Here is a 15,350-nt window from a genome sequence, read left to right on the forward strand (position 1 = left end):
ATGATCAAACGGATTCAAGCATGGCTTAGCCGTAACGACAGGCAGGAAGAACAGCCCGCTGAGATCTCACCGGACAATATTCCCCGGCATATAGCGATTATTATGGACGGGAACGGACGCTGGGCAAAACGGCGCGGCCTTCCCCGCATTGTCGGTCATCAAAACGGGATGAAGGCTGTAAAACGTGCTACCATCGCAGCTAATGATCTGGGAGTGGAGTTCCTGACGATGTATGCTTTCTCAACAGAGAACTGGAAGCGGCCCAAGGATGAGGTTGATTTCCTGATGAAGCTGCCTGTAGAATTCCTTGCCCTTGAACTGGATGAGCTGATCGAAAAAAATGTGCAGGTACGTGTGATGGGTGACAGTGAAGCGCTGCCTTCCCATACCCGCAAAGCAATGGAAGAAGCCGTAGAGCGGACCCGGCACAATAACGGACTTGTCTTAAATTTCGCGCTGAATTACGGCGGACGCAAAGAGCTTGAAGACTGTATGCGTGAGCTTGGTAATGACATCAAGGCCGGCCGGCTAACACCGGAGGACATTACCTCAGAGCTGATTGACAGCAGACTGCTGTCCGGCGGCTTGCCTGATCCGGATCTGCTGATCCGTACAAGCGGAGAGATGCGGCTGAGCAATTTCATGCTGTGGCAGGTTGCCTACAGTGAGTTTTGGTTTACTGATGCCTTCTGGCCTGAGTTTGACAAGAAGCACTTGACGCAGGCTGTGGCAGAATATCAGCGCCGTACACGCCGTTATGGCGGATTGAAGTAGCCTGATGGGAGATGAGAACCTTTGAAGCAACGACTCATTACCGGAATTGTGGCCGGGGCGCTGTTTTTGGGCCTTTGTGCAATTGGAGGCTGGTCCTATCACCTCTTGCTGACTGCCATGGCGCTTGTCGGGTTATATGAATTTGTCAAAATGACAGGGCTCACTCCGTTTAGCGGCACTGCTCTGCTTGGTTATGGTTCGATTGTCGGCTTCATGATCCCCTGGGAGCTGCTGGATGTTCCTGCCTGGCTGTCATGGGAACAGGGAGTATGGCTATTATTGCTAGTTCTTCTGCTTGTAACGGTATTTAGTAAAAATAAACTCGATATTAAGCTCATTGCACTGTTGTTTACCGGCATTGTATACATAGGAACGGGTTTTTCCTATATGGGTACCGCCCGCGCTGCAGGCGACGGCAACGGGCTGTTCTGGACACTGCTGCTGCTGTGCTGCATCTGGGGCAGTGATGCCGGTGCTTACTTTGTAGGCCGAAGCTTCGGAAAAAATAAGCTGTGGCCGGCTATAAGCCCCAATAAAACGGTCGAGGGCGCGCTCGGCGGTGTAGCAATTTCTGTAATTATTTCGGTTGCGTTTGCTTTGTTCGCTCCTGATCTGCTGAATATTGGACGGGCACTGCTGATCGGCTTGTCTGCTGCTGTTTTAGGCCAGCTTGGTGATCTGGTGCAGTCTGCCTATAAACGGGTGTACGGTATTAAGGATTCAGGCTCGCTGCTGCCTGGTCATGGTGGTATTCTTGACCGCTGCGACAGCTGGATTATCGTATTTCCTTTCGTACATATCGTAATGCTGATGCCTTACTATTAAACGACAGGGAGAAGATATAACTGTGAAAAAAATAAGTATACTCGGCTCCACCGGTTCAATCGGTACCCAGACTCTGGATGTGGTTGCCATGCATCCAGAGCAGTTTACAGTGGATGGGTTAGCCGCAGGCAGCAACACGGATCTGCTGCTTGAGCAGGTCCGCCGCTTTAACCCGCGCCGTGTATCGGTCTCAACAAAGCAGCATGCAGATCAACTGCGGTCCAGCCTGCCGTCCGGCGTAGAGCTCTACTACGGCAATGAGGGCCTGGTGGAGATAGCAGCCGGAGGAGATGCCCAGACGGTTGTAACAGCGCTGGTGGGCAGCATCGGCCTTGAGTCTACGCTTGCTGCAATAGAAGCCGGCCGCCATATCGGGCTGGCCAACAAGGAAACGCTTGTCACCGCAGGCCATCTGGTAACAGAGCTTGCCGGCCGTAAGGGAGTGAAGCTCCTTCCGGTTGACAGCGAGCATTCCGCTATCTTCCAATGCCTGAACGGTGAGAACCGTGCAGATGTTGCCTCTATAACAGTGACAGCGTCCGGCGGCTCATTCCGGGATTACACTCGTGACCAGCTGGTAAATGTTACCGTAGAAGATGCGCTTCGCCACCCGAATTGGACCATGGGAGCCAAGATTACTATTGACTCGGCTACGATGGTTAATAAGGGACTGGAGGTCATTGAGGCGCATTGGCTGTTCAATCTTCCGTACGAAAAAATTAATGTATTGCTGCATCCGGAGAGCATTATTCATTCTTATGTGGAATTTTGCGACAGCAGCATCATTGCCCAGCTTGGCAGCCCGGACATGCGTGTTCCGATTCAATACGCCCTGACTTATCCGGACCGCTGGCCTTCACCGGCAGCCCGGCTGTCGCTGGCGGAGACCGGCCGCCTGACCTTCCGTGATATGGACTTTGTACGGTATCCGCTGCTTAAGCTGGCGATAGAGTGCGGCAAGGCCGGCGGGACGGCAAGCACCGCCTATAACGCGGCGAATGAGGTTGCGGTTGCGCGCTTCCTGAACCGTGAAATTTCGTTTTTGCACATTGAAGAGATCGTGGATAGGGTGCTGCAGCAGCATCAAAATGTGAACAGCCCTGATCTGCAGCAGATTAAGCATTGTGATACAGTAACCCGGGAAATTGCCGCTAAGCTCTAAGCGCTGATCAGGCGGTAGGCTTAAGCGGGGCGGTAGATTTACGTTGCCCTGTAAAAATAGGCTGAGACAGTTGATTCTCTTGTGCCGAACCTTGGAATAATGATAAATTAAGAGGACATACTTCGGTCTTACACCTAAAGGGGGAATGTTACGGATGGAAATGGTAAGGGTCGTGTTTTTAACGGTGCTTATGTTTTTTGTTCTGGTGACTGTCCATGAATGGGGACATTATTATTTTGCCAGACGCGCCGGTATACTTGTACGTGAATTTGCTATCGGTTTCGGCCCGAAACTGTTTTCTTATAGACGCGGTGAAACCCAGTTCACGCTCCGTCTGCTGCCGTTCGGCGGTTATGCACGGATGGCCGGGGAGGATCCCGAAATTGTTGAGATCGGCCAGGGGCAGACGATTGCGGTCAGGCTCGGCCAGGACAACAAGGTTAAGAATATTTATCTCGACTCGCTTGACACCCGCAGAAATGTAATCCGCGGTGAAGCGCAGTTTACCGATCTTGAGGATGAACTGAAAATCCGTCTTGACGTAGACGGTGAGGTGACAACCTACGACGTGCATCCGCAGGCGATGATGATTAAGGGTGGACAGCAGACCCAGATCGCGCCTAAGGACCGTCAATTCGGCAGTAAAACTGTCGGACAGCGTGCGCTCGCAATTGTAGCGGGACCGGTAATGAACTTCATTCTTGCTTTCGTGCTGTTTGCGCTGCATCTGCAGCTCGCCGGCATTCCTATCGAGAATCCAACCGTGGTCAGAATCGGTGAGATTTCTGCTGGCATGCCTGCAGAAGAGGCCGGATTGCAGGTGGGGGATATCGTAGTCTCTGTTAACGGTGAACAAATCGGCGGAGATTATATGAAAATGATCAACCTGACCTCTGCTTCCAAAGGTGAAGAAATGAACTGGGTGCTGAAGCGAGGGAATGAAACGTATGAAGTGACGATGATTCCCCGGACGATGGAGGGGCAGGAAGGCGGTAAAGTTGGGGTCACTCGGGATGTAGAGACACGAAAAGCAGGCTTTGGCGAGACGATTACCAAATCAGGCACAGCCATGGTTACTACAACCGAGCTCATCTTTACAGGATTCAAGCAGCTGATCAACAACTTTAACCTGGATGATGTTTCCGGTCCTGTAGGAACAGCACAAATGACAGGCAGAATTGCCCAGCAGGGTATTGAATATCTCACATACTGGGCTGCCATTCTCAGTCTGTATCTGGGGATCTTTAATCTGCTGCCGGTTCCGGCGCTGGACGGAAGCCGTCTGGTCTTCCTGGGTGTCGAAGCGCTGCGCGGGAAGCCGGTTGATCCGAACCATGAGGGGATGGTCCATTTTGTCGGCTTTGCCCTGCTGTTCCTGGTTGTAATCGTTGTAACCTATAATGATATATTGCGCCTGATTACAGGCTGATTTATGGCGGAACCGCAAATGAAGGCCGGGCGGCTAAGGAGCCGGCAGCAATTTGCCTGACAATTTAGGAGGATTTCATGACATGGCTAAAGATAAGCAGTTCGTTACGGAAATAACGCCGCAAAGCGAGGATTTCTCGCGCTGGTATATTGATGTAATCAAAAAAGCAGATCTGATGGATTATTCGCCGGTCCGCGGCTGTATCGTATTCAAACCGGAGGGCTACGAAATCTGGGAGCATATCCAGGAGGAAATGAACCGCCGCCTGAAGGCTACCGGTCACCGCAACGCCTATTTCCCGGTATTTATTCCGGAGAGCTTTTTCCAGAAGGAAAAGGATCACATCGAAGGCTTCAATCCGGAGCTTCCCTGGGTAACTGAAGCGGGCGGAGATGTGCTGGAGGAGCGTCTGGCTGTCCGTCCGACCTCAGAAACCATGTTTGGGCACATGTATTCCAAATGGATTCAGTCTTACCGCGACCTGCCGGTGCTGATCAACCAGTGGGCGAATGTGGTACGCTGGGAAAAACGCACCCTGCCTTTTATCCGGACAACAGAGTTCCTGTGGCAGGAAGGCCATACAGCACATGAGAATGAAACCGAGGCACGGGAAGAAACCATGCGGATGCTGGAGAACTACCGTGATTTCGTCGAGACCTTCCTGGCAATCCCGGTTGTTACCGGCCAGAAGACGCCTTCGGAGCGTTTTGCCGGTGCAGTGGATACTTACTCCATTGAAGCCATGATGAAGGATGGACGGGCTGTTCAAGCCGCCACTTCCCATTATCTTGGAACCAAATTTGCTGAAGCATTTGAAATTCAGTATCTGAGCCGCGAAAATGTACTGGAGCACGTGCATACTACTTCGTGGGGATCTACAACCCGCCTGATCGGCTCGCTAATTATGGTTCACGGGGATGACCGCGGACTGGCGCTTCCGCCTAAGGTTGCTCCGACTCAGGTTATTATGATTCCTATCGGACCGCCTAAGACCCGTGAAGCTGTTATCGGCCGGACGGACGAGCTGTTCAAGCAGCTGAAGGATGCCGGAGTGCGTGTACGTGTAGACGACCGGTCCGATCTGACTCCTGGCTGGAAGTTCAATGAATATGAAATGCGCGGTGTGCCTGTCCGTCTGGAACTGGGTCCGCGTGATATGGAGAACGGTGTTTGTGTGCTGGTGTCCCGTATTAGCGGTGAAAAGAAAGTTATCCAGCAGGACAACCTGGTGGAAGAAGTGCAGGCCATGCTGGAGCAGGTGCATAATGAAATGTTTGAGCGTGCACTGAAGTTCCGCGAGGATCACTTCTATTCTGCGGACACACTTGAAGAGATGAAGGCCTCGATGGAGGAGAAGCGCGGCTTTGCCCTGGCAGGCTGGTGCGGAACCGAGGAATGCGAGGATAAGGTAAAAGAAGTAACGGGTGCGGGCAGCCGCAATATTCCGTTTAATCCGGCTGTGCAGAAGACCACCTGTATCTGCTGCGGTAAGCCGGCCAAGCATACGGTTGTTTTTGCCAAAGCCTATTAAGCAGGAAACAAGTATAATAGACAGTATCTGAATGCAGCTTCTGGCGAGAGGAGTCGGCGGTCCGAAAGAACCCAACACTTTGTCGACCCGGAAGCTTTTTATAATTTATTATTGCGTAAGCGGGTGGGGGAAGCATGGAACAGAACGCGGAGAGAAGAAGAAGGTTCGAGCTCCTGATGAAGCAGGGCGAAATTCCGCCTGCACTGATTGATCCCTATTTTTTGGACGGACAGATTGAGCGGGTAGAGATCAGCCGGGGCAATAAGGACTGGCATATTGTCATCACCAAGAGCAGTCTTGTGCCGGCGCAGATGTACCGGACATTTTGTTTGAGAATGCGTGAGAAGCTGCAGCATATCGCCAAAGTCAGCTTCCTGTTTGTATATGATGTAGAGAAGGTTGGCAGGCAGGAGGTTGTACAGGAGTATTGGGGACTGTTCCTGGAATGGGCACAGCGGGAAATTCCTTCGGTTAACGGCTGGCTGACCCGGTCTGCACAGGAGCTTCAGGACAGTACGCTTGTGCTTAGCCTGAACGATAAGATGTCACTGGAGCTGGCCCGCAAAAAGGGAATCGAAGCCGCCATTATTAAATTTTATAATAAATATTTCGGAATGGAACTGAAGGTCAAGCTGCAGATTGCCGAGAATGAGACCAGCAAAGCGGATGCCTATGAGGAATTCCAGCAGAAGCTGCAGCAGGAGCAGCGTGAAATCGTTGAATTGATGATGATGAACAGTGAACCGGAGGAACCTGAGGACGAAACCGATCCGAACGAAGTGATTAAGCTTCAGGTAGGTTATGAAATTAAGGAGCAGGCTACACCGATTCTGCAGATTCAGGACGAAGAGAAGAAAATAACGATTCAGGGAACGATTTTTGGCCTGGAGAGCAAGGAGCTGCGCAACGGAAATACGCTGTTCACCTTCTTCATAACAGACTTTACGGATTCTTTGCAGATCAAAATGTTCGCCAAGACCAAGGAAGATCTCAAAATTATGAGCCAGCTGGCTAATGGCAAGTGGGTCAGAGCGCGCGGCAAGGTTGAATACGACCGGTTCATGCAGATTCCTGAGCTGGTAATGATTCCATCGGATCTGTCCGAGGTAAACGCACCGCCGGCCCGCAAGGATAATGCCAAGCAAAAACGGGTAGAATTCCACCTGCACACAACAATGAGCACAATGGATGCCGTCACGCCGATTGGTGAATACATTAAAACTGCCGCCAAATGGGGCCATCCGGCGATTGCTGTTTCCGATCACGGGAACGTGCAGAGTTTTCCGGAAGCCAATCATGCTGTCCATAAGCATAAAATCAAAATGCTCTACGGTGTGGAAGCCAATGTTGTCAACGATGCGGTCAATATAGTGGAAAATGCACAGCCGATGGATCTCAAGACAGCAACCTATGTCGTATTCGATATCGAGACCACCGGTTTGTCCATCACCCGCAATAATATTACCGAGCTTGCTGCTATCAAAATGTGCGAAGGCAAGGAGATCGGCCGTTATACAACATTCGTTAATCCGCACGAAAAAATCCCGTACCACATCCAGCAGCTGACTAACATCACTGACGAAATGGTCAAGGATGCCCCGGATCTGGAGCCGGTACTGAAAGACTTTGTCGAGTTTATTGGCGATGCCGTACTGGTTGCCCACAATGCGCGGTTTGATATGGGCTTCATCCAGGCCTCTCTGCGCAAGCTTGGCCAGCCTGAGCTTCCGAATCCGTCCCTCGATACGCTGGAGCTGGCGCGGCTGCTGTATCCGAGCATGAAGAACCACCGGCTGAATACACTGGCGGATAAATATAAAGTATTGCTGGAGAGTCATCACCGTGCGATTGATGATACAATTGCGCTCGGCGGCATCCTGACCGGTCTCCTGAACGATGCTGAGAAGCTGAAGAATCTGACCCGGCTAGAGCGCCTGAATGACTATGTCGGTAATGATCTGTCCAATGTCCGGCCGTTCCACTGCGGAATCTATGCCCTTAATCCTGCCGGCAAAAAGAACCTGTATAAGCTGATCTCAATGAGCCATACCGAGTACTTTAAGCGCGTGCCGTGTATTCCGAAATCGAAGCTTGAGCAGTACCGCGACGGGCTAATCGTTATTTCAGGGTGTGAGCGCGGGGAATTTTTTGAAACGGTGCTCAACAAAACGGTAGAGGAAGCGATGGAGGTTGCCCAGTTCTATGATGTGCTGGAGATTCAGCCGCTGACGATGTATATGCATCTCGTGGATAAAGGGTTTGTGGCAACGGCTGAGGATTTAAGGGATGTTGTGCGCAAGATCTGCGAAATCGGCGAACAGATGAACAAACCGGTCATTGCCACGGGCAATGTTCATTATCTGGAGCCGCGCCAAAAGCTGTTCCGTGACATCACCATTCACGGCATTACCGGATTCAGTCCGCTGAAGGATCAGGTCAAGCCGGACGCCCATTTCCGGACAACAGATGAAATGCTGACAGAATTTGAATTCCTGGGTGCCGAAAAAGCGATGGAGGTTGTTGTTACCAACACTGTAGCGCTTGCTGAACGGTTCGAGGAATACGATCTGTTCCCCAGCGATCTGTTCACCCCTAATATTGAAGGGGCAGACGATGAAATCCGCAGTACCTGCTATAACACGGCTAAATCCATCTATGGTGAGGATCTGCCGGAGGTTGTGGTGGCCCGCCTGGAAAAAGAGCTTGCGCCGATTATCAAATTCGGTTTCTCTGCCAACTACCTGATCTCTGAGCGGCTTGTTAAAAAGTCTAACCAGGACGGATATCTCGTAGGTTCCCGTGGTTCGGTCGGCTCGTCTGTAGTCGCGACCTTTCTCGGCATCTCCGAGGTTAATCCGCTGCCGGCCCATTATATTTGCCTGAATCCGGAATGCAAACACAATGAATGGTTCCTGGACGGCAGCATACCGAGCGGTTTTGACTTGCCGGATAAAGCTTGCCCCGACTGCGGCGGCAGACTGAAGGGGGAAGGCCAGGACATTCCGTTTGAGACCTTCCTAGGCTTCAAAGGGGACAAGGTGCCCGATATCGACCTTAACTTTTCCGGGGAATACCAGCCGAATGCCCATAACTTTACCAAGACAATGTTTGGTCCGGATAACGTATTCCGTGCAGGAACGATTGGTACGGTAGCGGAGAAGACGGCCTTCGGCTTCACCAAGAAGTATGAAGAGCATCACCAGAAGCGCTGGCGCGGCGCTGAGGTTAACCGCCTGGCTGCAGGCTGTACAGGCGTCAAGCGCAGCACCGGCCAGCATCCCGGCGGGATTGTGGTTCTGCCGGATTATATGGAGATCGAGGATATTACTCCCGTCCAGTTCCCGGCCGATGATGTGACTGCCGAGTGGAAGACGACGCATTTTGATTATCACGCTTTTGACGCCAATCTGCTGAAGCTTGATATTCTGGGCCACGATGATCCGACTATGATGCGTATGCTGCAGGATCTGACCGGGGTTGATCCGACCACTATACCGATGAATGACCCGAAGGTTATGAGCATGTTCAATTCGACAGAGGCGCTTGGTGTGCGTCCGGAACAGATCCGGACACCAGTGGCCACCTACGGGGTACCGGAAATGGGGACCAAATTTGTCCGCCAGATGCTGATTGAATCGAAGCCGTCCAGCTTCGCCGACTTGCTGCAGATTTCAGGACTTTCTCACGGTACGGGGGTATGGCTGGGTAATGCGCAGGAGCTGATCAAGAACAACACCTGTAACATTAAGACCGTAATCGGCTGCCGTGACGATATCATGCTGTATCTGATCTATAAGGCGGGTATGGATGCCAGTCTGGCCTTTAAAATTACGGAAAGCGTGCGTAAAGGGAAAGGGCTGCCTCCCGAATGGATTGAAGAGATGAAGAAGTGCAAGGTGCCGCAATGGTATATTGACTCCTGTCTGAAGATCCAATACATGTTCCCGAAGGCGCATGCCGCTGCATATGTAATCTCTGCAGTGCGGACCGCCTACTTCAAGCTGTATCATCCGATTGAATATTATGCAACATACTTCTCGGTACGTGCCGCTGATTTTGACATCGAGCTCTGCTGCCAGGGCTATGAAGCGATCAACCGCCAGATCGGCGAGATTGAAGGCAAGGGCTTCCAGGCGCTGCCAAAAGAAAAAGCGATGCTGCCGGTGCTCGAGATGGCACTGGAAATGACGGCCCGCGGCTTCAGCTTTAAGAATATCGATCTGTACCATTCCGATGCCAACCGCTTTACTGTTGACGGCAAAAGCCTGATTCCTCCGTTCTCTGCGCTTGCCGGAATCGGTGAGAATGCGGCAATTAATATTGCTGCCGCCAAGGACGCCGGCGAGTTCCTGTCGATTGAGGATTTCCAGCAGAAATCCAAAGCAAGTAAGACCGTAATAGAGCTGCTCACCGGCATGGGCTGCTTCCGCGGACTGCCGGAGAGCAACCAGCTGTCGTTATTCTAAGACCCTAACAAAGTGAAGGGATGGCTCCGGAGAATCACCGGGCGCTTTTCGGTCTCCCCCTCAATAGGGACCGCGCAAAGCTGTCCCGGACAGGCAGTCAAGGGCTGGTACTTGTCAGTGCAGATGCACTATGGTATAATTTTTCTTGGTAATAATGAGATAAGTCCGTTGTGTAAAGAGTGGGGAAACCCACTCTTTATCTTTGGTATATAGCAAAAGACAAGTTCGTGGAGGTAATTTTCTTTTGAGCACACCGAAATCCAAAATCAAACAAACGGTAGAGCAGATGCTCGGGTCCTATCTTGAGGACAATGGTTTCGAACTGGTGGACGTTGAGTACGTTAAGGAAGGTTCAAACTGGTTTTTGCGCATATTCGTAGATAAAGAAGGCGGCATTGATATTGATGACTGCGGTGCCATCAGCGAATATTTCAGCTCAAAGCTGGATGAGAACGATCCGATTCCTGAGGCTTATTTCCTGGAGGTTTCCTCACCTGGAGCTGAACGCCCGCTCAAAAAAGCGGCGGATGTAGCCAAAGCTGTGGGTAAAGACGTATATGTAACGGTTTATGAGCCGATTCAGGGTCTTAAGGAGTTTGAGGGCCGTTTGCTCTCGTTCGAGAATGAGGAACTGCTCATCTCCGCGGGAAAAAAAGAACATGTTGTGCCGTATGCCAAAGTCGCCAGCGCGAGATTGGCCATTATTTTTTAATGTTTTGAAAGGGGGACCGGAATTTCATGAGTATGGATTTTATTGAAGCTATGAATGAACTGGAAAGGGAGAAAGGCATCAGCAAGGATGTGCTGTTTGAAGCCATCGAAGCTGCGCTAATCTCCAGCTATAAACGCAATTTCAATGCGGCGCAGAACGTGCGTGTGGATATGAACCGCAACACAGGCGTGATTAAGGTATTTGCCCGCAAGCTGGTTGTCGAGGAGGTTCTCGACGCCAGAACAGAAATTTCCTTGCCTGCCGCAAGGGAAATCAACCCGCATTTCCAGCTGGAAGACGTTGCCGAGCTTGAAGTGACACCGCGCGATTTCGGACGTATTGCCGCACAAACCGCCAAGCAGGTCGTAACCCAGCGCATCCGTGAAGCGGAGCGCGGACTTATCTATAACGCTTTTATTGATAAGGAAGACGATATTGTGACTGGTCTGGTGCAGCGCCAGGATATGCGCAATATTTACGTCGACCTTGGCAAAATCGAAGCCGTGCTTCCGCTCAGCGAGCTTATGCCTGGAGAGAAATTCAAGCAGAGCGAGCGGATTAAGGCTTATATTACCAAGGTGGAAAATACGACTAAAGGACCGCAGATCATGCTGTCCCGCAGCCATCCGGGCCTCTTGAAGCGTCTGTTTGAGCTTGAGGTTCCTGAAATCTTTGACGGGGTCGTTGAGATTCGTTCCGTGGCCCGTGAAGCGGGCTTCCGTTCAAAGATTGCCGTGTTCTCCCGCAATGAAGAGGTTGATCCGGTCGGCTCATGCGTAGGCCCTAGAGGTACACGTGTGCAGACTATCGTCACTGAGCTGCGCGGCGAGAAGATCGACATCGTGCGTTACTCCGAAGCGGTGCAGGAATACGTAGCCAATGCACTCAGCCCGTCCAAGGTACTTGAGGTTCAGGTCTTTGAAGCTGAGAAAATGGCCCGTGTGATTGTGCCTGACTACCAGCTGTCGCTGGCAATCGGTATCAAGGGGCAGAACGCCCGTCTTGCCGCTAAGCTGACCGGCTGGAAAATTGATATCAAGAGCGAGACGCAGGCGGAGCAGGAGTACGGCAGACCGAAGACGTTTAGCGATGAAATGCATCAGGATTCCGTCTCCATCGATTAATTTGGCTGTTGACTGACGGGAGGCGATTAAAATGAAGCAAAAGAAGGTTCCGCTGCGCAAATGCGTTGCCAGCCAGGAAATGATGCCGAAGAAAGAGCTGATCCGTGTGGTCCGTACGCCGGACGGCGAAGTGATGATCGATCTGACGGGCAAAAAGTCAGGCCGGGGTGCTTACATCTGCGGTAAACTGGAATGCTTTAAACTGGCACAAAAGAACAAAGCGCTTGACCGTGCATTAAAATGTCAGGTGAGTCCTGAAATCTATGCCCAGCTGGCAAGGGATTTTGCATCCGTCGAGGAAGAATTTCTAGCAGCAAAGGACAGTGAGGACAATGAGTAAAACCCTTTCTTATTTAGGGCTTGCGATGAGAGCAGGCAAGATTGTCACCGGAGATGAGGCTGTGCTCAAAGCAGTGCGGTCTTCAGAGGCGAAGCTGGTCGTCCTGGCAGGTGACGCTTCAGATAATACCCAAAAAAAGTTCCGTGATAAGTGCGGAACCTACGATATTCCACTAGTAATCGCATTTCACCGGGATGAACTCGGTGCAAGTATTGGTAAGGACCAGCGCGTTGTGCTGGCCGTTACGGATAAAGGATTCGCGGAAATGATCTCCAGAACGCTTGGAGATACTGTCGGAGGTGGAGTTATTGACTAAAGAAGATAATAAGGATAAACTGCGCGTGTATGAATACGCGAAATCTCTGAATATGAGCAGTAAAGAAATTATTACAATTCTGAAGCGTTTGAATGTTCCTGTGAATAATCATATGAGTGTGATGGAGGACGGCTCCGTAAACAAAGTGGAGCAGTTCTTTAAGGACATCAAATCAAACGCTGCAGCCAAGCGGGACAACGGCACCAGCAGCCGTCCGGCAGGAGCCGGCACGGTAACCGCCGAACCCCATAGTGCTCAGAATGCCAACAAAAATCAACCGGAAAAGCAGGTAGGTATGAACAGTAACCAAAACAACAACCAATCGACAACGTCGTCCAGGCCCCAAAGCGGACAAGATTCCCGCAGAACCAACTCAGGCTCCACCCAGAATTCCCGCCCGCAGGGCAGCTCAACCGGCGGCAACCGCCCGCAGGGCAGTTCCACTGGTGGTAGCCGTCCACAAGGCAGCTCAACCGGCGGCAACCGTCCGCAGGGAAGCTCCACTGGCGGCAACCGTCCACAGGGAAGCTCCACTGGCGGCAACCGTCCGCAAGGCAGCTCCACTGGCGGCAACCGCCCACAAGGCAGCTCCACTGGCGGCAACCGTCCGCAAGGAAGCTCTACTGGCGGTAGCCGTCCTCAAGGAAGCGGTACAGGCAGTCGTCCTCAAGGACAAGGCGGCAGCGCTCCGCGTACAGACAGCCGTCCGCAAGGACAAGGCGGCGGAGATTTCTCCCGTGGCGGCGACAGAGGACCGAAGAAGAACACTACGGGTAACAGACCGAACAATAACAGCGGACAAAAACGGTTCGAAGACGGCAGAGGCGGCAATTATCGCGGCCGCGGCAACGGCAAGAACGGCCGTGGCGGACGGAACCAGCCAATGGTACAGCGTGAGAAGATTGACAACACCCCTAAGAAGATTATTGTCCGCGGCAGCATGACCGTCGGCGAAACTGCCAAACTGCTGCATAAGGATGCTTCAGAAGTTATTAAGAAGCTGATCCTGATGGGTGTAATGGCAACCATCAACCAGGAGCTTGATATCGACACTATTCTGCTCTTGTCCGGTGAATTCGGCGTAGAAGTAGAAGTGAAGATCCCTGTTGATGAAGATAGCTTCGAAACGGTGGAAGAGAACGATTCCGATGAGGAATTGATGACACGTCCGCCTGTTGTTACGATCATGGGTCACGTTGACCATGGTAAAACAACATTGCTCGATGCTATCCGTTCAACGAACGTAACCGGCGGCGAAGCCGGCGGGATTACACAGCACATCGGCGCATACCAGGCTGAAATCAATCACAAGAAAATTACGTTCCTGGATACTCCGGGTCACGAAGCGTTTACCGCCATGCGTGCCCGCGGTGCTCAAGTAACGGATATGACTATTATCGTCGTAGCTGCTGATGACGGTGTTATGCCGCAGACGGTAGAAGCGATCAACCATGCGAAGGCTGCCGGACTTCCGATTATTGTCGCAGTTAACAAAATCGACAAGCCGGGTGCAGATCCTGACCGTGTTAAGCAGGAGCTTACTAACTATGAGCTGGTGCCTGAAGAGTGGGGCGGAGACACTATCTTCGTTAACCTGTCAGCCAAGCAGCGCATTAACCTGGAAGAGCTGCTGGAAATGATTCTGCTCGTGGCTGAAGTTAACGAGTATAAAGCGAACCCTGACAAACGGGCACGCGGTACAGTAATAGAAGCCGAGCTTGACAAAAACCGCGGACCGGTTGCCCGTATTCTTGTACAGAACGGTACGCTGAAGGTCGGAGACGCATTTGTAGCAGGTAACTGCTTCGGACGTGTCCGCGCCATGGTAAATGACAAGGGACGCAAAATCAAGGAAGCGGGACCTTCCACTCCGGTAGAAATTACCGGTCTGACTGAAGTGCCGCAGGCGGGCGATCCGTTCATGGCCTTCGAAGACGAGCGTAAAGCACGTGCGATTGCCGACAGACGTTCCATCACCCAGCGCCAATCCGAGCTGAACACGAACACCCGTGTAACACTGGATGATCTGTTCAAGCATATCAAGGACGGCGAGATCAAAGACCTGAACGTTATCATCAAGGCAGACGTACAGGGTTCGGTAGAGGCGCTTAAGGGCTCTCTGGCGAAGATCGAGGTAGAAGGCGTACGCGTAAAAATTATTCACAGCGGTGCGGGTGCAATCACGGAATCCGATATTACGCTGGCTGCAGCATCCAATGCCATCGTAATCGGCTTCAACGTTCGTCCGGATACCCAGACCAAAGCTGCTGCTGAGCAGGAGAAGGTTGATGTGCGCCTGCACAACATCATCTATAACGTAATTGAAGAGATCGAAAGTGCCATGAAGGGTATGCTTGATCCGATCTTCAAAGAAAATATTATCGGCCACGCTGAAGTGCGCAACGTCTTCAAAATCAGCAAAGTGGGCAGTGTTGCAGGCTGTATGGTTACAGACGGCAAAATCACCCGCAATGCCGAAATGCGTCTAGTCCGCGGCGGTATTGTAGTCTTCGAAGGCAAGGTCGATACCTTGAAGCGCTTCAAGGATGATGCTAAAGAAGTGGCGCAGGGTTATGAATGCGGCATAACTTTGGAACGCTATAATGACCTCCAAGAGGGGGACGTTATCGAAGCGTTCATCATGGAAAAGGTAGAGCGCTAAGCGAAGAGG

The 15,350-nt window shown here is 51.7% G+C and carries 11 protein-coding genes; all 11 read left to right on the forward strand.

Annotation, left to right across the window (positions count from 1 at the left end; all coding sequences use genetic code 11):
* The gene (locus BN3772_RS10105) at nucleotides 1-774 is read left to right on the forward strand and encodes an isoprenyl transferase (protein ID WP_042199201.1); all 774 of its coding nucleotides are present in this window, start codon (nucleotides 1-3) and stop codon (nucleotides 772-774) included.
* Nucleotides 775-795: 21 nt separating this feature from the next.
* Nucleotides 796-1,599, forward strand: a complete 804-nt coding sequence (locus BN3772_RS10110; protein ID WP_042199203.1) for a phosphatidate cytidylyltransferase — start codon at nucleotides 796-798, stop codon at nucleotides 1,597-1,599.
* A 22-nt stretch (nucleotides 1,600-1,621) separates the two neighbouring features.
* Nucleotides 1,622-2,761 (forward strand): 1-deoxy-D-xylulose-5-phosphate reductoisomerase, encoded by a 1,140-nt coding sequence (locus BN3772_RS10115; RefSeq protein WP_042199204.1) that lies wholly within the window; start codon nucleotides 1,622-1,624, stop codon nucleotides 2,759-2,761.
* Nucleotides 2,762-2,915: 154 nt separating this feature from the next.
* Nucleotides 2,916-4,190: an RIP metalloprotease RseP gene (gene rseP / locus BN3772_RS10120; RefSeq protein WP_042199205.1), complete on the forward strand. Its 1,275-nt coding sequence runs from the start codon at nucleotides 2,916-2,918 to the stop codon at nucleotides 4,188-4,190.
* An 82-nt stretch (nucleotides 4,191-4,272) separates the two neighbouring features.
* Nucleotides 4,273-5,721 carry a proline--tRNA ligase gene (gene proS / locus BN3772_RS10125; RefSeq protein ID WP_042199206.1) on the forward strand — a complete coding sequence of 483 codons (1,449 nt, stop codon included), beginning with the start codon at nucleotides 4,273-4,275 and terminating at the stop codon, nucleotides 5,719-5,721.
* A 134-nt stretch (nucleotides 5,722-5,855) separates the two neighbouring features.
* On the forward strand, nucleotides 5,856-10,187 hold the full coding sequence (locus BN3772_RS10130; protein ID WP_042199208.1) for a PolC-type DNA polymerase III: 4,332 nt from the start codon (nucleotides 5,856-5,858) through the stop codon (nucleotides 10,185-10,187).
* A 244-nt stretch (nucleotides 10,188-10,431) separates the two neighbouring features.
* Nucleotides 10,432-10,899 carry a ribosome maturation factor RimP gene (gene rimP, locus BN3772_RS10135; RefSeq protein WP_038593427.1) on the forward strand — a complete coding sequence of 156 codons (468 nt, stop codon included), beginning with the start codon at nucleotides 10,432-10,434 and terminating at the stop codon, nucleotides 10,897-10,899.
* Between the two features lie 26 nt (nucleotides 10,900-10,925).
* The gene (nusA, locus tag BN3772_RS10140; protein WP_042177493.1) at nucleotides 10,926-12,023 is read left to right on the forward strand and encodes a transcription termination factor NusA; all 1,098 of its coding nucleotides are present in this window, start codon (nucleotides 10,926-10,928) and stop codon (nucleotides 12,021-12,023) included.
* A gap of 31 nt (nucleotides 12,024-12,054) precedes the next feature.
* Complete coding sequence (gene rnpM, locus BN3772_RS10145; RefSeq protein ID WP_042177492.1) at nucleotides 12,055-12,363, forward strand: RNase P modulator RnpM; 309 nt, start codon at nucleotides 12,055-12,057, stop codon at nucleotides 12,361-12,363.
* A complete protein-coding gene (locus BN3772_RS30890) occupies nucleotides 12,356-12,679 on the forward strand; it encodes a YlxQ family RNA-binding protein (RefSeq protein ID WP_036724725.1) in 324 nt (107 codons plus the stop codon). The genes rnpM and BN3772_RS30890 overlap by 8 nt, the downstream gene beginning before the upstream one ends.
* On the forward strand, nucleotides 12,672-15,341 hold the full coding sequence (infB, locus tag BN3772_RS10150) for a translation initiation factor IF-2 (protein ID WP_042199209.1): 2,670 nt from the start codon (nucleotides 12,672-12,674) through the stop codon (nucleotides 15,339-15,341). Before BN3772_RS30890 ends, infB begins: the two co-directional genes overlap by 8 nt.
* Nucleotides 15,342-15,350: the final 9 nt, after the last annotated feature.

Source organism: Paenibacillus camerounensis (genome assembly GCF_000723885.1).
GTDB classification, from domain to species: Bacteria; Bacillota; Bacilli; order Paenibacillales; family Paenibacillaceae; genus Paenibacillus_AQ; species Paenibacillus_AQ camerounensis.